The sequence below is a fragment of the Aliidongia dinghuensis genome (assembly GCF_014643535.1).
GTDB lineage: Bacteria > Pseudomonadota > Alphaproteobacteria > ATCC43930 > CGMCC-115725 > Aliidongia > Aliidongia dinghuensis.
Genome location: NZ_BMJQ01000007.1, coordinates 263388 through 285849 on the forward strand (window position 1 = coordinate 263388; position 22462 = coordinate 285849).

Below are 22462 nucleotides of genomic sequence, written 5' to 3' on the forward strand. Positions count from 1 at the left end.
GAGAAGGAAGCCGATCTTGTCCGAGAGCCCTGTCGCACCGCGTCATGTCTACCTGGTCGACGGGTCGGGCTTCATCTTCCGCGCCTTCCACGCCCTGCCGCCGCTGAACCGGGCCGACGGCACCCCCGTCAACGCGGTGCTCGGCTTCTCCAACATGCTGTACAAGCTGGTTGGCGAGACCGATGCCGATCATATCGCCGTCATCTTCGACGCCTCGCGCATTACCTTCCGCAACCGGCTCTACGACCAGTACAAGGCGCAACGGCCCGAGGCGCCGCCGGAGCTCATCCCGCAGTTCCGGATTGTGCGCGAGGCGACCGAGGCGTTCAACATCGCCCAGGTCGAGATGGTCGATTACGAGGCTGACGACCTGATCGCGACTTACGCGCGCCTCGCGCGCGCGGCCGGCGCCATCGTCACGATCGTCTCGTCCGACAAGGACCTGATGCAGCTGGTCGGCGACGGTGTTGCGATGTACGACCCGCTGAAGCAGCGGGCAATCGGCCCGGACGAGGTGCGCGAGAAGTTCGGCGTCGGGCCGGAGCAGGTGGTCGACGTGCAGGCGCTGTGCGGCGATTCGGTCGACAATGTGCCGGGCGTGCCGGGCATCGGCGTCAAAACTGCGGCCGAGCTCATCAACACCTACGGCGATCTCGAGACGCTGCTCTCTCGCGCCCCCGAGATCAAGCAGCCGAAGCGGCGCCAGTCGCTGATCGATTTCGCCGAGCAGGCGCGCATTTCCAGGGCGCTGGTCGAGCTCAAGTCCGACGTCGAGGTGCCGGTGCCGCTCGCCGACCTCGGCCTCAGGCCGAGCGACCCGGGCAAGCTCCTGGGCTTCCTGCAGGCCCAGGGCTTCCGGCAGCTGGCGAGCCGGGTCCAGACGCGCCATCCCGGGGCGGTGCCGACGGCGGCTGCGCCGATGGCCGCTCCATCCGAGGCGGCGCCCTCGGCGGCTTCCAGTTCGGTGGCGCCGGTCGCGATCGCATCCGACACGCCGCAGCCGCCGGCCCAGGTCGAGAAACGCTACGAGCTGGTGCAGACCGAGGCCGACCTCGACCGGTGGATCGCGCGGGCCGAGGCCGAGGGCGTGGTCGCGTTCGATACCGAGACCAATTCGCTCGACGCGGTGCTGGCCGAGCTGGTCGGCATCTCGCTCGCGGTGGCGCCGGGCGAGGCGTGCTACATCCCGGTCGGCCATGTCGGCGAGGCGGCGGCCGGCGAGCTTAATCTCAGCGGCGCCGAACGGCCGCCGCAGATCCCGCTCGACACCGTGCTGGCAAGGCTGAAGCCGCTCCTGGAAGCCCCGGCGGTGCTCAAGGTCGGCCACAACGCGAAATACGACATCCAGATCTTCCGCAGCTACGGGATCGAGGTGGCGCCGGTCGACTGCACCATGCTGCTCGCCAACACGCTCGAGGCGGGCGCGCATGGCATGGGCATGGACGAGCTGGCGCTAATCTATTTCGATTACGAAACGATCAAGTACAAGGATGTGGCCGGCAGCGGCAAGAGCCATAAGGGCTTCGCGGCTGTGCCGCTCGAGGCGGCGCGCGACTATGCCGCTGAGGATGCGGACATCACGCTCCGGCTCCATCGCCTCTTGAAGCCGCGCGTCGGCCGCGAGCGCATGGCGACGGTCTACGAGACGATCGAGCGGCCGCTGATGCCGGTCGTGGCCGCTATGGAGCGGGCCGGCATCAAGGTCGACCGGGCGGAGCTCCTGCGCCTCTCGGCCGACTTCGGCGAGCGCATGGTCGACTATGAGAAGGAGATCCATGTGCTGGCGGGCGGGCCGTTCAACATCGGCTCGCCGAAGCAGCTGGGCGAGGTGCTGTTCGAGAAGCTGGGCCTGCCCGGCGGCAAGAAGGGCAAGAACGGCGCCTATGGCACGGACGCCGGCATCCTCGAGGATCTGGCCCAGACTCACGACCTGCCGCGCCGCGTGCTCGACTGGCGCCAGCTCGCCAAGCTGAAATCGACCTATGCCGACGCGCTCGTCGAGCAGATCAACCCCAAGACCGGCCGGGTCCACACCAGCTACTCGCTCGCAGGGGCTGCGACCGGGCGCTTGGCCTCGACCGATCCCAACCTGCAGAACATCCCGGTCAGGACGGAGGAGGGCCGCAAGATCCGCCGCGCCTTCGTGTCGGAGCCCGGCCATGTGCTGATGTCGGCCGACTATTCGCAGATCGAGCTTCGTCTCGCCGCGCATGTCGCCGGCATCGAGGCCTTGAAGCAGGCGTTCCGCAACGGCGACGACATTCATGCCATGACGGCGAGCCAGGTGTTCGGCGTGCCGGTCGAGGGCATGGATCCGATGGTGCGCCGGCGCGCCAAGGCGATCAATTTCGGCATCATCTACGGCATTTCCGGCTTCGGGCTCGCCCAGCAGCTGTCGATCACGCCGGCCGAGGCGTCGGAATTCATCAAGGCCTATTTCCAGCGCTTCCCCGAGATCCGCAACTACATGGACGAGACCAAGGCGTTCTGCCGCGAGCACGGCTATGTGAAGACGATCTTCGGCCGGAAGTGCCATCTGCCGGGCATCAAGGACTCGAATCCGGCGCGGCGTGCCTTCTCGGAGCGGGCAGCGATCAACGCGCCGCTGCAGGGGGCGGCGGCCGACATCATCAAGCGGGCGATGATCCGGTTGCCGGCACGGCTCGCCGCCGAAGGGCTCAAGGCGCGCATGCTGCTGCAGGTGCACGACGAACTGGTGTTCGAGGTGCCCGAGTCGGAGACGGAACGCACCATCCCCGTGCTGAAGGAAGTGATGGAGGGCGCGTGCGCGCCGGTCATCGAGCTCTCCGTGCCGCTCGTCGTCGAGGTCGGTCAGGCACACAGCTGGGACGAGGCGCACTAAGGGTTTGGCGGGCGTCAGGGCGGCCGCGATCGGCCGTCCCGCGATCAATTGACCCTCGGGAGATTTGTTACAACTCTTGCGCAGATCCGCCATGCGGGCCTAGGCTGCAGGTGTTGTCAACAACCGAAAGGAGGTGATCTCGTGTCAACGTCGAAAGAACTGCTGGCGGCGGTGGCCGCGCTCGGGATCGCCGACGTAAGCGAGGGTCACCTCGTCTGACGTCGAAAGTTTCTGAGTTTCGCGGGCATAAGCGCCCGCAGTTCCAGTAGGGGAGACGCGCCGATCCCGCGACCGTGAGGTTCCGGCCGGCGGCTGTCCCAAGCGAAGCGACCCCCGCGGGTTCCCCTGCGGGGGTCGTGCTGTTCTAGGCCCGGTTGTTGTGGGCCGGTTGATCTGGGGCCGGTTGATCTGGGGCCGGTTGATCTGGGTCAGTGCGCCGTGGCGACGAACGGCAGCGTGTAGAGCGTCCGGCCGCCGTCGAACTGGACCCACAGCTTGTAGAGGCCTGGCTTCGGCACGGCGACGTGCAGCATCATGTCCGGCGAAATCTCGGCCGATCCGGCCTCGTGGGGTGCGGCATCATGAGATGGGGCCATGCCCGGCATGTCGTGGCGGCTGCTCATCGCGCCCTCGCTCATCACGCCACCAGTCATCGCCGCGATCGACATCGGGTGGACATGGACATAGTCGAGCCCGTCGGCGGCGATCAGCACGACATGGGCGCCCACGCCAAGAAACGGCTTCAAATCCTTGGCGGGCTTGCCATTCTCCAGGATATGCAACGTCAGCATCGAAGGTTCGCCCGCGGAAAGATCAAGCGAGTCGAACGTCACCTGATAAGGCCCTGATTCGGCCGTAAGCGTCCCGGGCTTGAGCTTCGGCGCCCCGGTGGCCGGCGCGTCGCCCACCGGCAGGTCGAAGCGCAGGACCTGCTGGCCCAGTGTGTGGGGCATCGCGTCGACATAGATGTGATAGAGCGCGGGTTTCGGGAAGCGGATGCGGACCTGGCCGTTGCCGTCGATCACATGCTCGACGTGCCGGTGGATGAAGACCGAGAAATCCTCGCTGATGGCGATGATGTGCATCGCCTTGCCCAGGTCGGCATCATACTTGGTGATCGGCTTCGGCTGGCCGGTCTGGGTGAGCGCGACCTCGAGCTTGAGGTCGGTCGGCTGCCCTGCGGGCATGGCGGTGAGCGTGCCGGCCACCTTGGCCGTGGCGCCGGCGAGCGCATTCTGGCCCTGAATGACCGTGGCCGCGCCGGCCGGGGGCGCCATGGCCGGCATCGCCAAGGCCGCGGCGGCGAGGCCCAGGACGACGACGAGGCTGCGGACCGGGTTCGAAAGACGCTTCAGCAATGAGTGGGACTCCATCCTCGGGCCACCGCTCCCGCTGGAGGATGGCGCGCGGGATGATGCCACAGGACGCCCGGCGAATTAACCAGTCCGTATGAAGAATCGGACACGGGCGGCAATAGAACGGCGTCGACCTTCGCCGGTCGACGCCGTCGTTTGTTTCATGTTCGTTCAGTCAGCCTCAGTTCAGGCTGCCGTGTAGATGCCGGCCGCCTTGATGTCGGCGCCGACGTGGCTTTCGAACTGCTTGAAGTTTACCTCGAAGCGCTTTGCCACCTCGCGCGCCGCCTCGTCATAGGCCTTGTCGTCGCGCCAGGTCTTCTTGGCATGCAGCACGTCGCTCGGCACGTCCGGCACGCCTTCGGGGATATGCAGGCCGAAATGCCCGTCCTGCCGCATCGCCGCGTCGGCCAGGTTGCCGTCGAGCGCCGCCCGCACCATGGCGCGGGTGTGGGCGATGCGGATGCGCTCGCCGACACCGTAGGCGCCGCCCGACCAGCCGGTGTTGACCAGCCAGCACTTGACCTTGTGCTGGGCGATGCGCTCGCCCAGCATCTTGGCGTAGACCGTCGGGTGGCGCGGCATGAAGGGCGCGCCGAAGCAGGTCGAGAAGGTCGCCTGCGGCTCGTTGCCGAGGCCCTTCTCCGTGCCGGCGACGCGGGCGGTATAGCCCGAGAGGAAATGGTACATCGCCTGCTCGGGCGTGAGGCGGCTGATCGGCGGCAGCACGCCGAACGCGTCGGCCGTCAGCATGATGACCGTGTCCGGATGGCCGGCCATGCCGGTCTCGCTCGCATTCGGGATGAAGTCGAGCGGGTAGCAGGCACGGGTATTCTCGGTGAGCCGGCCGTCGTCCAGATCCGGCACGCGCGTCCTTGGATCAAGGATGACGTTTTCGAGCACGGTGCCGAAGCGCCGGGTCGTATCCCAGATCTCGGGCTCGGCCGTCTTCGACAGCTTGATGACCTTGGCGTAGCAGCCGCCTTCGAAATTGAAGATGCCGCGGTCGGACCAGCCATGCTCGTCATCGCCGATGAGCGTGCGGCTCGCGTCGGCCGACAGCGTCGTCTTGCCCGTGCCGCTGAGGCCGAAGAACACCGCCGACTTGCCGTTCCGGCCGATGTTGGCCGAGCAGTGCATCGGCAGCACGCCGCGCTCCGGCAGGATGTAGTTCAAGTAGCCGAACACCGACTTCTTGATCTCGCCGGCGTAGCTGGTGCCGCCGATCAGCACGAGGCGCTTCTTGAAATTGACCAGCACGAAGGTCTGGGACCTCAGCCCGTCGAATTCCGGCATGGCGGCGAGGCCCGGCGCCTGCAGGATCGTCATCTCGGGCTCGAAGCCCACGAGTTCCTCGGCTTTCGGGCGAATGAACATGTTGCGGGCGAAGAGATTGTGCCAAGCCTGCTCGGTCACGACCCGGACCGGCAGGCGATAGGCCGGATCGGCGCCGGCGAACACGTCCACGACATAGGCCTGCCGGTTCTGGAAATAGGCCAGCATGCGCTGGTGGACCAGGTCGAACACAGCTTCGCTGACCGGGATATTGACGTCGCCCCAATTGACCGACGACTCGGTCGAGGCCTCGCGGACGATGTACTTGTCCTTCGGCGAGCGGCCGGTGTGCTGGCCGGTGACCGCCACGAACGCGCCGCCATCGGCGAGAGTGCCTTCCCCTTGGCGGACGGCGTGCTCATAGAGCTCCGCGACGGACAAATTGCGGTGGATGGCCGCCAGATTGACGAGCCCGTGCCCGAGGGCCTTCTGCTTCTGCACTAGGGTTTCTCCCGTTATGGTCGATCGCCGGACCGTTGGCCGGTCTCGGCGTCGATGATCGCTGTCCCTATATTATCGCTGGAACCATGCCGATCGATCCGGCGAGACTGACATCGCCGATTGGTGAACGCAATGTGCTGGGCGACGATCCGCTCGGCGGTTTGCCGAGGCGCCGCCTAGCTTAGCGGGCATCAGGTCTGAGGATTGGCTCGAGCGCCGCCACGGCGTCGTCGATCGTCTCGACCGGCCCTCCGAACTCGAGGCGCAGGGACCGGTCGCTGCGGCGCAGGTCGAGCCCGTCCCGATCGACTCCGGCAACTTTCCAACCGGTGGTTGCCTTGGCGCCTGCGGCGGTGGCGAGGCGCCGGACGAGGTCGACGTCCTGATTCAGGGCATCGATCAGCTTGCGTTCATCGCGCACGAGCGCTTCCGGCACCGGCGGCAGGAGTGCTGCGGCCTCGAGCCAGCGGATGCGGCCGAAGCCCGCGACCAGATGGGCGCGCTCGATGCCGAGCCGGTAGTAATGGAAGTCGGCGAAGCCAGCGTGGAGGGCTGAGGCCGGATGGTGGGCGACGTAGCGGGCCGCTGCCGCCCGGTCGTCGATGCGGGCGATGCGGCCGAGCAGCGTCACGCGCGGGGCCGACAGCGGATCCTCGGCGCCGGCCGTGCCGTCGATCAGCAGCGAGGCGCGCGGGTCGGCTATGAGATTGCGGGTATGTTCGGCCAAGTCCGACAGCAGCAGGATCGGCGACAGGTCGTGATTGACGGCGATCATGACGAGGGAGCTGTATGGCCAGCCGTCCGCTTCGGCGAGGCGCGTCGCGAGCGTGCCCCGCTCGGCGCGGCGCAGCAGCCGACGGACGATCTCGACCGACGCGTCGGCGTGCGGCGGGATCGGGGGCGGAGTGCCGGGGGCAGGGCCTGCAGCACGCGGCGGCTTGGGCGTCGCACTCGTCATGGTATCGATAGAGTGGTCGGCATCACTTCATGGTCAAGCGAGATATTCCATGAGTGCCGTGCAATAGTCGGGAACCAAATTCCACTTGGTAAAGGAGTAGCGATGGCCTGGGTCTGGCTCTTGGTCGCGGGAGTATTGGAGGTGGTCTGGGCGTTGGCGCTCAAGCAGAGTAACGGATTCACCCGCTGGGTCCCGAACGTTGTCATGGCCGCGGGTCTTTTCGCGAGCTTCTGGTTCCTGTCCCTGGCCTTCAAGGAGATCCCGATGGGCACGGCCTATGCCGTCTGGACCGGCATCGGCGCCGCCGGCATCGCGATCCTCGGCATGGTGCTTTACGGCGAGCCGATCAGCCTCGCGCGCATCGGCTTTCTTGTGATGGTGCTGATCGGCATCGCCGGCCTCAAGCTCGCGGCCTAGAGAAAGCCATTTTCCTCGCCCATGGTAGGCGGGGCCCGAGGGGTCTATAAAGCCGGATAGAACTTGCCAGGCAGAACTTGAGAGTAGGGCTCATATCCCGTGGCGAACACGATCGCGCTGGTCGACGACGACCGCAATATCCTGGCTTCGGTCTCGATGACGCTCGAGGCGGAAGGCTTCCAGGTCCATTGCTACAATGATGGGGCGGAAGCGCTCAAAGGGCTGGCGGCGCGGCCGGTCGACCTCGCGATCCTCGACATCAAGATGCCGCGCATGGACGGCATGGAACTGCTCGCCCACCTGCGCAAGCAGGGCAGCCTGCCGGTGATCTTCCTGACATCCAAGGACGACGAGATCGACGAGGCGCTGGGCCTGCGCATGGGCGCCGACGACTACATCACCAAGCCGTTCTCACAGCGCCTGCTGATCGAGCGCATCCGGGCGCTCTTGCGCCGGGTCGAGCTCGCCAAGGAAAAGCCCTCGACCGACGGTGACGCGCTCCTGACGCGCGGTGACCTGTTGCTCGACACGAGCCGCCATCTCTGCACCTGGCGCGGCCAGCAGGTCGAGCTGACGGTGACCGAGTTCCTGATCCTGAAGTCGCTCGCCGCCCGGCCGGGTCACGTCAAAAACCGCGACCAGCTGATGGATGCGGCCTATGGCGAGCATATCTATGTCGATGACCGCACCATCGACAGCCACATCAAGCGCCTGCGCAAGAAGTTCAAGGTGATCGACGACGATTTCAGCCATATCGAGACGCTCTATGGCGTTGGTTACCGATACAAAGAAGCCTGAGGCCGCGGCCCAACCGCGGCCCGACGACGCAGCGGGGCACAAGGTTCGCAAACTGCTCGCCCGGCCCCGTACGTTCGGCCAGTTCTCGCTCAGCCGGCGCATGCTGGCCGTCAACGTCCTGGCCGTGGCGCTCCTGGGCGGCGGCATGCTCTATCTCGATCGCTACGAGACGGGCCTCATCGATACCGAGTTGCAGGCGCTTGCGACCCAGGGCGGCATCTTCGCCGGCGCGTTGAGCGAGGGTGCCACACTCGAGGACCTGGGCGATCAGCCCGTCCTGGTGCCGAGCCTGGGCCAGGGGCTGATGCGTCGCCTGGTCGAGCCGACGCGGATCCGCGCGCGCCTGTTCCTGCCGAACGGCGTCATGATCGCCGACAGCCGGACCATGCAGGGCCGCGGCGGTTCCATTCAGATCCAGGAGTTGCCGCCGCCCGACGAGGCAGGGCCTGGCTTGCTCCGGCGCTTCGTCGACAGCGTCTCGGGCCTGCTCCGCCGGCACGACCATCATCCGCCCTATGTCGAATATCCCCAGGCCGTCGCTGCCAACTACGAGGAAGTGACGGACGCGCTCGAGGGGCATATCACGCGCGAGGTCCGCTCCGACCAGCACGGCGGGCTCATCCTGAGCGTTGCCGTGCCGGTGAGGCGCTACAAGCAGGTGCTGGGCGCGGTCATGCTGCAGGTCGGTAGCGCCAACCTCGAGCAGAAGGTCGACTCGGTCAGGGCCGATATCCTGCGGCTGTTCATGATCGTGCTGGTCGTGACCGTGGCGCTCTCGCTCTATCTCGCCGGCACGATTGCCCGGCCGGTGCGCCGGCTCGCCCAGGCGGCCTACGAGATCCGCCACGGCGACGGGCGCAAGGTGGACATTCCCGACTTCAGCCGCCGGCACGACGAGATCGGCGAGCTGTCGGTGGCGCTCACGGCCATGACCGCCGCGATGTTCCGGCGCATGGACGCGATCGAGCGGTTCGCGGCCGACGTGGCGCACGAGATCAAGAATCCGCTGACCTCGCTCAGGAGTGCGGTCGAGACCGCGACGCGCGTGCAGGATCCCAAGCAGCAGAAGCGGCTGATGGCGATCATCCAGGACGACGTGACCCGGCTCGATCGCCTGATCAGCGACATTTCCGACGCTTCGCGCCTCGACGCCGAGATGAGCCGGCTCGAGCGCACGCCGGTCTCGATCGCCGGCATGCTCGGCACGCTGGTCGACGTCCACGCGACGACGCGCAGCGAGGAGGATCCGGTCCTGGAATATGAAGCGCCCGATTCCGGCGAGCGCCTCATGGTGCTGGGCAAGGAGGGCCGGCTCGTCCAGGTGTTCCGCAACCTGATCGGCAATGCCGCGTCGTTCAGCCCGGCCGGCGGCCGGATCGTGGTGCGCGCCGAACGGCAGGGGCCGGACGTGCTGATATCGGTCGAGGACGAGGGGCCGGGCGTGCCCGAGGGCAAGCTCGCCGCGATCTTCGACCGGTTCTATTCGGAGCGGCCGGCCGGCGAGAAGTTCGGCACCCACTCTGGTCTCGGCCTGTCGATCTCCAAGCAGATCGCCGAGGCGCACGGCGGGGCGATCTGGGCCGAGAACCGGCGTGACGAGGCGGGTCAGGTGCAGGGCGCGCGCTTCTGCGTCCGTCTGCCCGCCGCGCGCTGAGCCGCCCCTGGACCGCCCGGCCATGACGCTTCATCACGGCACGGTCGTCGCCTTCGACGGGCGCGCCGTGATGTTGCGCGGCCAGCCCGGCACCGGCAAGTCCGACCTGGCATTGCGGCTGATCGCACTCGGCGCGGAGTTGGTCGCCGACGACCAGGTCGAGCTTGTGGCCGAGGGGGACGGGATCGTGGCGCGCGCACCGCCGACGATCGCCGGGATGATCGAGGTGCGCGGGCTCGGCATCCGCACGCTGCCGCACCGACCGTGGGCCTCGCTCGCGCTCGTGGCGGATCTGGTCGCGCCGGACAAGGTCGAGCGCCTGCCCGAGCCGGCGACGGCGATGATCGAGGGGCGGGAGATTCCGATCCTGACGCTCGATCCTTTCACGGCGTCGGCGCCCATCAAGCTGCTGCTGGCGCTCGGATTATCGCCGACGGCTGGCGCCGGGCCCCGCATCGGGTATAAACAGAGGGCCATGATCGATCCCTCTCCCGCTCAGGGACTTACGCAGGATGTGCCGCCGGTTGTCGCGTCGGCGCGCGTCGTGCTCGTTACCGGCCTCTCCGGTGCCGGCCGGTCCACGGCCCTCAAGATGCTCGAAGACATGGGCTACGAGGCGGTCGATAATCTGCCGCTTTCGCTGTTGCCCCGCCTCGTCGGCGCCACGGGCAGGCGCGCCCGGCCGATTGCCGTCGGCATCGACATCCGGACGCGCGATTTCGCGGTCACCGGCCTGCTTGCCGAACTCGACCGGCTGATCGCCGCTGAACGGATCGAGGCGAAGCTCGTGTTCCTCGATTGCGATGACGACGCGCTCGCCCGGCGCTACACCGAGACGCGTCGGCGCCATCCGCTGGCCGGCGATCGCCCGGTCATGGACGGTATCCGTCTCGAGCGCGACCGGGTCTCGCCGCTCCGCGCCCGCGCCGACGTGGTGATCGACACCTCCGTACTGAAGCCGCAGGACCTGAAGCGACTGCTCACCGGTCATTTCGGGCTCGGCGGCCGGCCGAGCCTCGGCATCTTCGTCACGTCCTTCTCGTTCCGGCAGGGCCTGCCGCGCGAGGCCGACCTGGTGTTCGACGTTCGCTTCCTCGACAATCCCTATTACGACCCGGTGCTGCGGCCGCTGACCGGCCTCGATGCGCCGGTTCAGGCGCATATCACCGCCGACCCGGTCTTTGCCGACTTCTTCGACAATCTGGTGCGGCTGATCCAGCCGTTGCTGCCGCGCTATGACCACGAGGGCAAGTCCTATCTCACCATCGCCATCGGTTGCACCGGCGGGCGCCACCGGTCGGTCTATGTTGCCGAACGGATCGGCGCCTGGCTCGCCGCCCATGGTCAGACCGTCACGGTCGCGCATCGGGATATTTCTCGCCCCGTCAACCACCATGCCGAGGTTCCGATGGACGACAAGCCGGTCTCCCCTTCCAGCAGCACCTTAAGGGAACACGCATGATCGGAATGGTTCTCGTGACCCACGGCCGGCTCGCCGCCGAATTCATCGCGGCACTCGAGCACGTCGTCGGCCCGCAAACGAATATCGCCGCCGTCTGCATCGGCCCCGAGGACGACATGGAAAAGCGCCGGCAGGATATTCTCGACGACATCGCCAAGGTCGACGCCGGCCGCGGCGTCGTGATCCTGACCGACATGTTCGGCGGCACGCCGTCGAACCTCGCGATCTCGGTGATGGAAAAGGCCCGGATCGAGGTGATCGCCGGCATCAACCTGCCGATGCTGATCAAGCTCGCGAGCCTGCGCCAGACGGAGTCGCTGGGCGCCGCCGTTACCGGCGCGCAGGAGGCCGGGCGGAAATATATCAACGTCGCCTCGCAGCTGCTTGCCGATGCGCGCGGGTGAGGCGCGCCATGGCTGACGAGGAGATGATGGAAGGCGTCACCGTGCGCCGGATGGTGACGATCTGCAACAAGCGCGGTCTGCACGCGCGCGCCGCCGCCCGGTTCGTTAAGCTGGCTGAGCAGTTCGACGCCGACATCCGGGTTGCAAAGAACGGCAGCGTCGTCAGCGGCCGCTCGATCATGGGGTTGATGATGCTGGCGGCATCGATCGGCACGACGATCGAGATTCGTGCGACGGGCCGGCAGGCCGACGTCGCGGTGGCGGCGATGGCCGGCCTCGTGTCGGACGCCTTCGATGAGCAAGACTGAGAAGACGCGGATCCCTGAGCCAGAGACGGCCGCGCATCCGACGGCCGCTCATCCGACTGGCGTGCATCCGACGGGCGCGCGACCCGAACGGGTGATGACGGGCCTCGGCGTGTCGCCGGGCCTGGCGCTGGGCTCGGCCCATGTCTCTGACATCGCGGCGCTCTCGGTGCCGGAATACGGCATCGCGCCGGACGAGATCAGGGCCGAGCTCGACCGGTTCGACGCGGCCATCTCGCTGTCGCGCCACCAGCTCCTGAAGCTCAAGGAGAAGTCGGCGGCGCTGCATGGGTCCGCGGCCGAGGAGGTGGGCTACCTGCTCGACGCGCATCTCGCCATGCTGACCCATTCGCGCCTGGTCCGCGGCGTAGTGGCGCGTATCCAGGGCCAGGCGATCAACGCCGAGGCGGCGGTCCGCATCGAGATCGAGGCGATCGCTGAGAGCTTTGCGCTGATGGGCGATGTCTATCTCGCCGCCCGCATCGACGATATTCGCGTCGTGGGATCGCGGCTCATCCGCAACCTGACCAAGACGCCGTTCACCGCCATCGGCAAGCTGCCGCAGGGCACGGTGCTGCTGGCCGACGAGCTGACGCCGGCCGACACGGCGCTCATGGACCCGAGCCGGATTGCCGGCTTCGCGACCGCGCTCGGCGGTGCGGAGAGCCATACGGCGATCATGGCGCGCTCGCTCGGCATCCCCGCCGTGCTCGGCTGCGTCGGGCTGCTGCAGGGCATCGGTCACGGCGACGTGGTGCTGATCAACGGCACGGCCGGCACGGTGACGATCAACCCGTCGCCCGCGACACTCGCACAATACGAGGCCGAACGGCTGGTGGCGCTGCGCGAGAAGCGCCAGCTCGACCGGCTGCGGCAGCTGCCGTCGATCACCCGCGACGGCATCGAGATCGAGCTGCAGGCCAACCTCGAACTGCCGCGCGAGCTTGCCCAGGCGACCGAAGTCGCGGCGGCCGGCATCGGCCTGGTGCGAACCGAATTCCTGTTCATGAACCGCGAGGAATCGCCGAGCGAGGACGAACAGGTCGAGGCGCTGAGCCTTTTGGTGCGCGGCATGGCGGGCAAGCCGGTGACGATCCGCACGCTTGATATCGGTGGCGATAAGCTCGCTTACAGCCTGCGCGGCATCACGGCCGACAGCCCGAATCCGGCGCTGGGCCTGCGCGCGATCCGGCTGTCGCTGAAATATCGGCCACTGCTCGAGACGCAGCTGGCGGCGATCCTGCGCGCCGGCGCCGAGGGGCCGGTGCGCATCCTGTTGCCGATGATCTCGTCGCTGGCCGAGGTGCGCGAGACGCGAGAGGTGCTGCTGGCAACGGCCGAGCGGCTCAAGGCGGCCGGCGTCCGGATCGCCGATCCGCTGCCGCCGCTCGGCATCATGATCGAGGTGCCGGGGGCAGCGCTCACCGCCGATGCCTTTGCCGCCGAGTGCGATTTCTTCGCCCTTGGCACCAATGACTTGACGCAATACGCGCTCGCGATCGACCGTGGCGACGACCAGGTCGCCTATCTCTACAACACGCTGCACCCGGGCGTGCTGCGGCTCATCCAGTTCGCGGCGGAGGCGGCGGTGCGTGCCGGCATCCCGATCAGCGTGTGCGGCGAGATCGCGGGCGATCCGCGCTACACGCCGCTGCTGCTCGGCCTCGGCATCCGCACGCTGTCGATGGCGCCGGCGAGCCTGCCGCGCGTGAAGCAGCGGCTGCGCATGATCAGCATCGCCGAGGCGAACCGGCTGGTGAGCCAAGTGATGACGCAGTCGGATCCTGGCCGGATCGCATCTTTGCTCGAATATTGACGCCGCCGGCGTCGGGGACGCCGGCGGCGTTGCTGGATGAACCCGTGCGACCGATCTAATGGGACCGGGCGCGCGTCAGATCGTCAGCCGACCTTGGCCTTGGCCTTCGCCGGCCGCTCGTCCCGGGCGCGGGAGCCGAGGCCGATCTGCTTCGCCAGCGTCGAGCGCTGGGTCGCGTAGTTCGGCGCCACCATCGGATAGTCGGGCGGCAGGCCCCAGCGGGCGCGATATTCGTCCGGCGTCATGTTGTAGGACGTCGCCAGATGCCGCTTCAGCATCTTCAGCTGCTTCCCGTCCTCGAGGCAGATGATGTAGTCGGGCGTGACCGAGCGCTTGATCGGCACGGCCGGCTCCGGCCGCTCGGGGGCGGCTTCGGCCGCACTCGCCTGCGGCGTGGTGAAGGCGTTGTAGACGGTCGCGATCACGTTCGGCAGGTCGCTGGCCGCGACCGGGTTCTTCTTCAGGTAGCTGGCGATGACATCCGTCACCATGCGCAGCACCTCGCCGTGATTGGAGGGGGTCGGCTTGTCGGACATGTCTTGATCCTATCCTCGAGACTGAGAACGCTGGAACGGTTACAGCGCCGGCCGCCGGGCGCGCGCGGACATCACTTCGACGGGGTCATGCGGCGGGTGTTGCGCAGCCGCTCGATGCCGCCCAGGACCTGCTCCGCCTCCTCACGGGCGTTGAAGGCGCGGGCGCCGTCGCGCTTGACCTCGACCAGGATCGAACGGGCCTGCCGGCGTACCATGGTCGTGCCGTCGCCGCCCAGGAGACTGGTCGCCGCCGGGCTGCTGCGGCCCGGCAGGCTCAGGGTCAGCAGCTTGACGCGCCCGCGTCCCAGATCCTCGACCGTCGCCTCGATCTCCTGGTCCTTGTAGAGGCGCTTGATCGCCGACTGCTCGAGCACGCTGCGCTCGAGTGCCACGTCGCCCGAGACGCCGGTCAGGCGCAAGGCGCCCTTGCCGGTCTTGCTGTCGAACCATTTGACGACGCCGCGCACGGCGCCACCGGTCTGGCGGACGGGTTGCAGCGCCGCCACCGGGTCATGCTCCGGTTGGACGATCTCGGCCCGGCGCAGCAGGCGCGGCTGCGGCGCCGGCTCCGGTGCCACATCCACCGGTGGTTCCGGTTCCGGCGCTTCCTCGACGTTCCGGCGGCGCGCACGTGTCACGGTGACGCGCTCGGCGCGAAGCTTCGGCGCCACCGCGGCAGCGTCGTCATCCGCCGCCTCGACCGCGGTTTCGACCACGGCAGGCTTCGCCGGGCGGGCTGGGGCGCGTTCGGTCTTGGCGGTCGCCGCGCCGAGATTGTCGACGGTGCGCACGATGTTCGCGATCGTCTCGGCCACGTCCGTGACGGATGTGGGCTGGGCTGCGAGAATCCGAGTGATGAAACGAATGGTCTCCGGTGATGGAGAGCTGGCTGTCATTGGTAACCTTCACTAGACGACTCGACGACGGACGGGGATCATCCGTATCGGGAATTGGGCCCGAACTTGCCGGACCACAGCCGTTCGACACGTCGATAGTGTCAAATTTCTCGATTTTGTTGACGTTCCGAGAGGAAACCACGGCCATTGCGGCGGATTTCGTCGTCACGGACACGTCGCCAAAGGGGACGCGGAACGACTGCTAGACACCGTAAATAGTGCCTTGTCACAATAAACGGAAGAGGGGAACCGGAAAAAACATAAAAAAACTTCTCGAAAGCCGAGTTTCTCGTCGGTGCTCGCTCGCGAGCAAAGCCCCGGAGGCGGCAAGTCACAGCCACGTAATGCCCGCGGCGGACGAAAATGGTGTGCGGCTTAGGGCCGACTCGCGCAAATGTTCGTCAAGATGCGGACGATTCGCGTGGCGTTCGACAGCGCCTAAGAGTGCAAGTCGAACGCCAATGATGAATCGGCCCGTCGCGGCCGTGGGGTGTCCGCTCAGGCGACCCGTTCAGGCGACCGGACGCATGGTCGGGAACGCGATCACGTCGCGAATCGCCGGGCTGTTGGTCAGCATCATGATCAGCCGGTCGATGCCGACGCCAAGGCCGCCCGTGGGCGGCAGACCGTATTCGAGCGCCGTGATGAAATCGACGTCGAGCTGCTGGGCCTCGTCATCGCCCTTCTCGCGCTGCTTCATCTGCTCGGCGAAGCGGTCGAACTGGTCCTGCGGGTCGGTGAGCTCGGAATAGGCGTTGGTAAGCTCGATGCCGTTGACCACGGTCTCGAATCGCTCGACCAACCTTGGATTGTCCCGGTGGACCTTGGTGAGCGGCGAGATGTCGAGCGGATGGTCCGTGACGTGGGTCGGCTGGATCAGCGTGTGCTCGACCTTGTCGCCGAATACGGCCTCGACCGCCTGGCCCCAGCTCTCGTGCCCCTCGAGCTTGACGCCGAGGCGCTTGGCCGCGTCGCGCGCCGCCTCGGCCGTCTCGATCGTGCTGAAATCGACGCCGGTCGCATCTTTGACGAGGTCGAGCATCGAGCGGCGCGCCCACGGCGCCTTGAAGTCGATCTCGTTGTCGCCGACCTGGACCTTGGTCGTGCCGTTGGCGGCGATTGCCGCATGCTCGACCATCTCTTCGACCAGGGTCCGGATGTCGTTGTAGTCGGCGTAGGCCCAGTAGAGCTCCATCATGGTGAATTCCGGATTGTGCCGCGGCGAGACGCCCTCGTTGCGGAAGTTCCGGTTGATCTCGAACACCTTGTCGGAGAGGCCGCCGACGATGAGCCGCTTCAGGTGCAGCTCGGGCGCGATGCGCAGGTAGAGATCCATGTCGAGCGCATTGTGATGCGTCACGAACGGCCGCGCCGTGGCGCCGCCCGCGATCGTGTGCAGCATCGGCGTCTCGACCTCGAGGAAGCCGCGCTCGATCAGGAAGTTGCGGATCGCGGCGATGATCAGGCTGCGCTTCCGGAGCGTCTCGCGGCTTTCCGGATTCATGATCAGGTCGAGGTAGCGCTGGCGGTAGCGCGTCTCGAGATCGGAGAGACCGTGGTACTTCTCGGGCAGCGGCAGGAGCGCCTTCGACAGCACAACGACCTCGCTCGCATTGACCGTGAGCTCACCGCGCGGCGTGCGCCGGACGAGGCCGGTGACGCCGATCATGTCGCCGAGGTCCAGGAGCTTCACGAGCTCGACCTGCTCCGCCGGCAAGTAATCCTTGTGGCAGAACACCTGGATCTTGCCGCTTACGTCGTGCAGGTCGATGAACATGCCGGAATTGCGGATCGCCCGGATGCGGCCGCACACCTTGACCGTCTTCTCCGTCGTCTCGCCGGCCGGGAGATCCGCGTAGTCCCGCTCGATGTCGGTCGCGAGCGCCGTCCGCTCGTAGCGATACGGATAGGGATTAACACCCAGCCGCTTCATCGCCTCGAGTTTGCCCAGCCGCGCCTGGCGGAATTCGTTGGACGCGTTGGCGGCGCGGAAGGCGGCAGCCTCGTCGCGCGGCAGGGCAGGGGCCTCGGGCCGGTCGCTGGCAGTCATGGTGTCCCGTTCGCTGGACCAGTGGAAAACATGAAAGTCCCTTACTAGCGGCCGTCGATGGGGACCACAAGGCGCATCCCAAGCATGGCCGCCCCTTGCCAGGCGCCCGGCAATCGGTTTCTTATGAACCGGTTTTGGAACAAAACGAGGACGAAGCCATGGCGCCGAGCGAAGCAGGGGCGAAGGTGCAGCCCGGCGTGCTGCTGGCGCGTGGCGTGTGCCGCATGGTCGCGGCCCACGGGCTCGCAGGCCTGACCGAGATGCCGCTCGCCAACGGCCGGCGCGCGGATGTGATGGCAGTCGACCGGACCGGCGAGATTTCGATCGTCGAGGTCAAGTCGTCGATCGAGGATTTCCGTGCCGACCACAAATGGCCGGACTATCGCGAATTCTGCGACCGGCTGTTCTTCGCCGTGCCGGAAACCTTCCCGGTCGAGCTCATCCCCGAAGATTGCGGCCTGATCCTGGCCGACGGGTTCGGGGCCGAGATCGTGCGTCCGGCGCCGGAGCACCGGCTGGCGGCGGCCCGGCGCAAGGCGGTGACGCTGCGCTTTGCCCATCTGGCGGCGCTCAGGCTGCAGCGGCTCGTCGATCCGGCGATCACGGCGGAGGCGGCCTGGTGACGCGGCTCGCCGTCGGTCCCGGCATCACGCTCTTCAAGGCGCTTGCCGGTGACGAGGTGCTGCTGGCGGCACTCGCCGTCATCGAGGCTTGTCCGCCGCGACGGATGATGACGCCGGGCGGCAAGTCCATGTCGGTTGCCATGACCAATTGCGGCCCCCTCGGCTGGGTTACCGACCGCGACGGCTATCGCTATGTCGCCGAGGATCCGCTGACCGGGGAGCCATGGCCGGCCATGCCCGCGCCCATGGCGCTGCTCGCGACCGAGGCGGCCGCGGCGGCAGGCTTCCCGGGCTTCGCGCCCGAGGCCTGCCTCGTGAACCTCTACGACATCGAGTCGCGCATGGGCGCGCACCAGGATCGCGACGAGCAGGACCGTGCGGCGCCGATCGTCTCGGTGTCGTTCGGCCTTGCGGCACGCTTCCGCATCGGCGGCACCAGCCGCGGCGGGATGACGCGCTCGTTCCTGCTCGAGCATGGCGATGTGCTGGTGTTCGGCGGTCCGGCGCGGCTCGCCTATCATGGCGTCGACCGGATCCTGCCCGGCCGCCATTCGGCGCTGGGCGAACGGCGCCTCAACCTGACCTTTCGTCGGGTGAACGAAGCGCGATGACTTAAGAGTTCGCTTGAGGCCCCTCGCTCCTGTATCGTGGCGTTACCATTTTGAAACCTTGGACATTCGCGATCCGTCACCGCCGATGACCCGCTCCTTGTTTCTTGCCCCGCTCGGTCGGGTGCTGACCCTGTCGCTGCTAACCGGCCTCGCCGCTTGCCAGACCGAGCCGGCGAAGCCGGTCGTGAGCAGCAGCTGCCAGGTCGAACGCGCCGATTTCGCCGCGGCGATCGACCGGAATGCGCTGCCGAAGGACCAACCGGGCGGCGCCGACGCCTATTATGCCGCCCTGCGGCGGGCGTCCACGGATCCCGGCCAGGAAGCACGCAGCCTGTCGACCGATATCGACGAGGATACGAAGACGGTCGAGCATGTCACGGCGAGCTTTGCCACGCTCAAGGCTTGCCGCTTCGACCGGGCCGAAGAGATCCGCAGCGGCGTTGCCGGCGGCAGCGTGGCCGCGGCCGACATGGCGCCGTTGCTCGCTGGCGAGCAGGCGAGCTTCAGCAGCGAGATCGCGCTGGCGCAGGATGCAGCACAGCATCTGGCGCAGCATGACGACATGCTGCGCCAGGTTGCCGGCCGTCTGGCCACGGCGGCACCCGGCACCGCGCTCAAGGTCGCGCGGGCTGCTGCAGCGGCTCCGCCGCCGCAGCAGCCCTATGTCGCGACGGCGGCGGCGCTCATCTATGCGAAGCCGGCGTCGACCGGTGCGCGCGTCGCCAGCCTCCGCCGGCTGCAGCGCGTGCAGGGGCCAGGCGGCGAGGCGGCACCGGGCTGGGTCCAGCTGACCCTGAACGACGGCTCGGCCGGCTATGTCGAAAGCGGCGTGCTGCGCCCGGTGCAGCCCAATGCCTCGGCGCTCAAGGCGGCGGCCAGGGCCGATGCGACGCGCTCGGCCGGCGGCGACCCGATCGCCGAGGCGGTGCTCGCCGCCCAGGTCTCCCTGCCGCAACGGCAGCAGGCGCTCACCAGCCTGATCGACGCCTCGTCGGAAGCAATGGCGCAGGCCTTCAGCCTGCCGCTGCCGGCAACGGCGAAATCCGAAGCGCCGCCGGTGGACGAGTCGCCCTGACCCCGCGCGCCGTCGACGATACGAGATTCATGATGCGGCGGAGTGACTTGCACGCGACTCTGGTGCCGCCCGGCGGAGCGCCTATAGTCGCGGCCCCGTTTGTCGATCCGGACGTGTTTTGATGTCGACCACTGCTCCGCCGATTCTCCGCACCGTCGCCGACCTGCGCGATCAAATCGCTCGCTGGCGCCGCGAAGGGGCCCGCATCGGTCTCATCCCGACCATGGGCGCGCTCCACGACGGGCATATGGCGCTCGTTCGGCGGGCGCTCGACGCCGGCGAGCGCGCCGTGGTCAGCATCTTCGTCAACCCGACGCAGTTCGGACCGAACGAGGATTTCGCCGCCTATCCGCGCCGGGAGGCCGAGGACGTTGCCAAGCTTGCGGCGATCGGCGGCCATCTGGTCTGGGCGCCGATGGTCGAGGAAATGTATCCCGAGGGTTTCGCTACCCATGTCGCCGTGTCCCGCCTGACGGATGGGCTCGACGGCCCGTTCCGTCCCGGGCATTTCCAGGGTGTCGCGACCGTCGTCACGAAGCTGTTGCTGCAGGTCCTGCCGGACCGCGCCTATTTCGGCGAGAAGGACTACCAGCAGCTGCAGGTAGTCCGCCGCATGGTCCGCGACCTCGATATCCCGACCGAGATCGTGGGCGTGCCGACGGTGCGCGAGGCGGATGGCTTGGCGCTCTCGTCGCGCAACGTCTATTTGAGCCCCGAGGAGCGCCGGATCGCGGCGATGCTGCCGCAGGTGATGCGCGAGACGGCCGACGCGGCGCTCGCCGGGCAGGTGCCGTTTGCCGAGCTCCTGGCCGCGGCGAAGGCGCGCCTCGCGGCCGAGGGCTTCGGGCCGATCGACTACGTGTCGATCTACGATGCCGAGCGGCTGGTGCCGGTCGAGGACCTGGCGCGACCGGCCCGGCTGTTCGCCGCAGCCCGGATCGGTCGAACCCGGCTCATCGACAATATCCCGATCGAAGCCTCGGCAGCATGACCGGGCGGGGCGGCATTCCATGATCGGCGCCCGTCAGGCCGGCGTCCCTCGTTGTGCGATGTTGCCGCCCCGATTCGACCGGGCCGTCTCGCTGCTGTTGGTCCTGCTGCTGGTGGGATTGACGCTCGGCGGGTGCCGGGACTCGACCCAGCAGATCGACATCTGCGGGCGGGCGCTCGAAACCCTGCTCGACGCCGGGCCGACCGACTTCGCGGTGGCGCCGGCCGAAGGGCCGGAGGGGGCGGTGACGGTCGCGCTCACGCCGCATACCGGTCGGGCGGCCCACCGCGGCAGCTGCACCTTCGCGCCGATCGAGCATCTGCATGACCAGCCGGCACTGCAAGCGGTTGAACTCGACCAGGTGCCCGTGTCGCCGCCGCGGCTCATCATGCTCGCCGCCGCGATCGGCGTGCCGGTCGATCTGGGCGCCCTTGCGGACCAGGGGCCGGTCAGCGCACCGCCCGGCCGCAGCGTGCCCTATTTCGTGCAGGAGCTGCTGAACGGCCTGGTGCTGGGCGCAGTCCTGGCGCTGGTCGCGGTGGGCTATTCGCTCGTCTACGGCGTGACCGGCACCATCCAGTTCGCCTTCGGCCAGATCTATGCCGCGGGCGCACTGCTCACGATCCTGCTGGTGGCCTTCGGCGCCGGGCTGGGTGCCGCCCGCGGTGCCGCCCTCCTCAGTTTTGTCGGCGTTGTCATTTTGGGCGTCATGGCGCTCTGGGGCTGGGTCATCGATCGGATCGCCTATCGGCCACTGCGCGACCAGGGGCGGTTGACGCCGCTCCTGGCCGGGATCGGCCTCGCGATCGTGCTGGAGAATGGGCTGCGCCTTGGCCAGGGTGCCAACGACAAGTGGCAGGACCCGATCTTCACCGGGCGCCACCAGCTGTTCGAGAAGGCGGGCTTCCCGGTCGTGATCGGCGATACCCAGCTGATCGTGCTGGGCCTGGCCCTGGTCGTGGGGGCGCTCTTCGCCTGGATCATCAAGTCGAGCCGCATCGGGCGGATCTATCGGGCCTGTGCCGACGACCTGTTCATGGCCTCGATGGTCGGCATCAACATCGACCGGACCGTCGGCCTAACGTCGGCAGTGGGGGCGGCGCTTGCGGCCCTCGCCGGGCTGATCGTCTCGGTCTATTACGGCGAGGCCGATTTCTCGATGGGCTTCGTCATCGGCTTCAAGGCGCTGACGGCGGCACTGCTCGGCGGGTTCGGCTCGCTCTCCGGTGCCGTGATCGGCGGCTTCGCGATTGGCATGCTCGAGACGTTCTGGACGGCCTATCTCGGCTATGCCTATCGCGACGTCGCGGTGTTCGGCGTGCTCTGCCTGGTGCTGATCTACCGGCCGCAAGGCCTGTTCGGCGTCGAGGAGTCGCAGGCCTAGAGTGCCGCGGCGGAGGCTGTGGCGCGGCGTGCAGGGACGCGGCGCGGCGGGACTGCGGCACGCCGAGCCGTCTCCAGCTCGACGAGGGCGTGCTGCAGCCGCTTCAGCTCCAGCCTGTCTTCCCGATCAGTCACGTCCAAGTAGCTCAACTTGATCTCGACCAGATCGACCAGCGCTTCGATGGTTTGCGACGAAAAATGTGCCATGGAAACCTCCCAGCGACAGAAACGGCGGGGTTCAGATGCTGCAGCATGGCCCGGTCTCGTTAACGAAAGATTTTTCGCGACATTCTTTTCGATAATTTCCGAGATTTTTTTCAATCGGCGACGCGCAACCATCGCGAAAACCGCGCATTGCGGCTAAAAGGGTGAGGGATGTGCGGTGACTCCGCGGCGAGGCCGCGTCGTTCCGCCGTCTCGGCGGAACGACGCGCGAAAAATCGGCGTCCTTTCAGACCCTTTGCCGAGATGCAGCGCGGGCAACCACAG

Annotated in this window: 20 protein-coding genes; 13 read left to right on the top strand and 7 right to left on the bottom strand. The window is 67.5% G+C overall.

The genetic code is table 11. The features are described from left to right. Positions 1-16: 16 nt before the first annotated feature. The gene (polA, locus tag IEY58_RS15280; RefSeq protein WP_189047228.1) at positions 17-2863 is read left to right on the top strand and encodes a DNA polymerase I; all 2847 of its coding nucleotides are present in this window, start codon (positions 17-19) and stop codon (positions 2861-2863) included. Between the two features lie 428 nt (positions 2864-3291). Here the strand turns inward: polA and IEY58_RS15285 are convergent, their stop codons facing one another. The 3 genes from IEY58_RS15285 to IEY58_RS15295 all read right to left on the bottom strand — a co-directional run bounded on the left by IEY58_RS15285 (position 3292) and on the right by IEY58_RS15295 (position 6952). After that, a complete protein-coding gene (locus IEY58_RS15285) occupies positions 3292-4221 on the bottom strand; it encodes a hypothetical protein (RefSeq protein WP_189047230.1) in 930 nt (309 codons plus the stop codon). Positions 4222-4404: 183 nt separating this feature from the next. Then, a complete protein-coding gene (locus tag IEY58_RS15290; RefSeq protein ID WP_229743742.1) occupies positions 4405-5994 on the bottom strand; it encodes a phosphoenolpyruvate carboxykinase in 1590 nt (529 codons plus the stop codon). A gap of 181 nt (positions 5995-6175) precedes the next feature. Beyond that, on the bottom strand, positions 6176-6952 hold the full coding sequence (locus IEY58_RS15295) for a HugZ family pyridoxamine 5'-phosphate oxidase (protein ID WP_189047232.1): 777 nt from the start codon (positions 6950-6952) through the stop codon (positions 6176-6178). A 102-nt stretch (positions 6953-7054) separates the two neighbouring features. Here IEY58_RS15295 and IEY58_RS15300 point away from each other — a divergent pair, with 102 nt between their 5' ends. The 7 genes from IEY58_RS15300 to ptsP all read left to right on the top strand — a co-directional run bounded on the left by IEY58_RS15300 (position 7055) and on the right by ptsP (position 13808). Beyond that, positions 7055-7369, top strand: a complete 315-nt coding sequence (locus tag IEY58_RS15300) for a DMT family transporter (protein ID WP_189047234.1) — start codon at positions 7055-7057, stop codon at positions 7367-7369. Between the two features lie 99 nt (positions 7370-7468). Further along, on the top strand, positions 7469-8167 hold the full coding sequence (locus IEY58_RS15305) for a response regulator transcription factor (RefSeq protein WP_189047236.1): 699 nt from the start codon (positions 7469-7471) through the stop codon (positions 8165-8167). Continuing rightward, positions 8136-9821 carry a stimulus-sensing domain-containing protein gene (locus IEY58_RS15310; RefSeq protein ID WP_189047238.1) on the top strand — a complete coding sequence of 562 codons (1686 nt, stop codon included), beginning with the start codon at positions 8136-8138 and terminating at the stop codon, positions 9819-9821. The genes IEY58_RS15305 and IEY58_RS15310 overlap by 32 nt, the downstream gene beginning before the upstream one ends. A gap of 22 nt (positions 9822-9843) precedes the next feature. Beyond that, positions 9844-11283, top strand: a complete 1440-nt coding sequence (gene rapZ, locus IEY58_RS15315) for an RNase adapter RapZ (RefSeq protein ID WP_189047240.1) — start codon at positions 9844-9846, stop codon at positions 11281-11283. Beyond that, on the top strand, positions 11280-11687 hold the full coding sequence (locus tag IEY58_RS15320; RefSeq protein WP_189047242.1) for a PTS sugar transporter subunit IIA: 408 nt from the start codon (positions 11280-11282) through the stop codon (positions 11685-11687). Before rapZ ends, IEY58_RS15320 begins: the two co-directional genes overlap by 4 nt. Positions 11688-11695: 8 nt before the next feature. After that, positions 11696-11995 (top strand): HPr family phosphocarrier protein, encoded by a 300-nt coding sequence (locus IEY58_RS15325; protein WP_189047244.1) that lies wholly within the window; start codon positions 11696-11698, stop codon positions 11993-11995. Beyond that, positions 11982-13808, top strand: coding sequence for a phosphoenolpyruvate--protein phosphotransferase (ptsP, locus tag IEY58_RS15330; RefSeq protein ID WP_189047246.1), 1827 nt, complete (start codon positions 11982-11984; stop codon positions 13806-13808). The genes IEY58_RS15325 and ptsP overlap by 14 nt, the downstream gene beginning before the upstream one ends. An 83-nt stretch (positions 13809-13891) precedes the next feature. Here the strand turns inward: ptsP and IEY58_RS15335 are convergent, their stop codons facing one another. The 3 genes from IEY58_RS15335 to lysS all read right to left on the bottom strand — a co-directional run bounded on the left by IEY58_RS15335 (position 13892) and on the right by lysS (position 17290). Next, entirely contained in the window at positions 13892-14344 is a 453-nt protein-coding gene (locus tag IEY58_RS15335) for a MucR family transcriptional regulator (protein WP_189047248.1), read from the bottom strand. Between the two features lie 71 nt (positions 14345-14415). Beyond that, positions 14416-15240, bottom strand: a complete 825-nt coding sequence (locus IEY58_RS15340) for a cold-shock protein (RefSeq protein WP_189047250.1) — start codon at positions 15238-15240, stop codon at positions 14416-14418. Between the two features lie 511 nt (positions 15241-15751). Continuing rightward, positions 15752-17290 (bottom strand): lysine--tRNA ligase, encoded by a 1539-nt coding sequence (gene lysS, locus IEY58_RS15345; RefSeq protein ID WP_189047251.1) that lies wholly within the window; start codon positions 17288-17290, stop codon positions 15752-15754. Positions 17291-17448: 158 nt separating this feature from the next. Between lysS and IEY58_RS15350 the strand changes: the two genes are divergently transcribed. The 5 genes from IEY58_RS15350 (at position 17449) to IEY58_RS15370 (ending at position 21974) form a co-directional block, all read left to right on the top strand. Further along, positions 17449-17913, top strand: a complete 465-nt coding sequence (locus IEY58_RS15350) for an MmcB family DNA repair protein (protein ID WP_189047253.1) — start codon at positions 17449-17451, stop codon at positions 17911-17913. Further along, the gene (locus IEY58_RS15355; RefSeq protein ID WP_229743743.1) at positions 17910-18524 is read left to right on the top strand and encodes an alpha-ketoglutarate-dependent dioxygenase AlkB; all 615 of its coding nucleotides are present in this window, start codon (positions 17910-17912) and stop codon (positions 18522-18524) included. Before IEY58_RS15350 ends, IEY58_RS15355 begins: the two co-directional genes overlap by 4 nt. A gap of 85 nt (positions 18525-18609) precedes the next feature. Next, positions 18610-19599: a hypothetical protein gene (locus IEY58_RS15360; protein ID WP_189047255.1), complete on the top strand. Its 990-nt coding sequence runs from the start codon at positions 18610-18612 to the stop codon at positions 19597-19599. 121 nt (positions 19600-19720) lie between these two features. Next, positions 19721-20590: a pantoate--beta-alanine ligase gene (gene panC / locus IEY58_RS15365; RefSeq protein WP_189047257.1), complete on the top strand. Its 870-nt coding sequence runs from the start codon at positions 19721-19723 to the stop codon at positions 20588-20590. A 58-nt stretch (positions 20591-20648) separates the two neighbouring features. After that, positions 20649-21974 carry a branched-chain amino acid ABC transporter permease gene (locus IEY58_RS15370; RefSeq protein WP_189047259.1) on the top strand — a complete coding sequence of 442 codons (1326 nt, stop codon included), beginning with the start codon at positions 20649-20651 and terminating at the stop codon, positions 21972-21974. Here the strand turns inward: IEY58_RS15370 and IEY58_RS15375 are convergent. After that, positions 21971-22180 (bottom strand): hypothetical protein, encoded by a 210-nt coding sequence (locus IEY58_RS15375; protein WP_189047261.1) that lies wholly within the window; start codon positions 22178-22180, stop codon positions 21971-21973. The genes IEY58_RS15370 and IEY58_RS15375 overlap by 4 nt on opposite strands. Positions 22181-22462 lie beyond the last annotated feature (282 nt).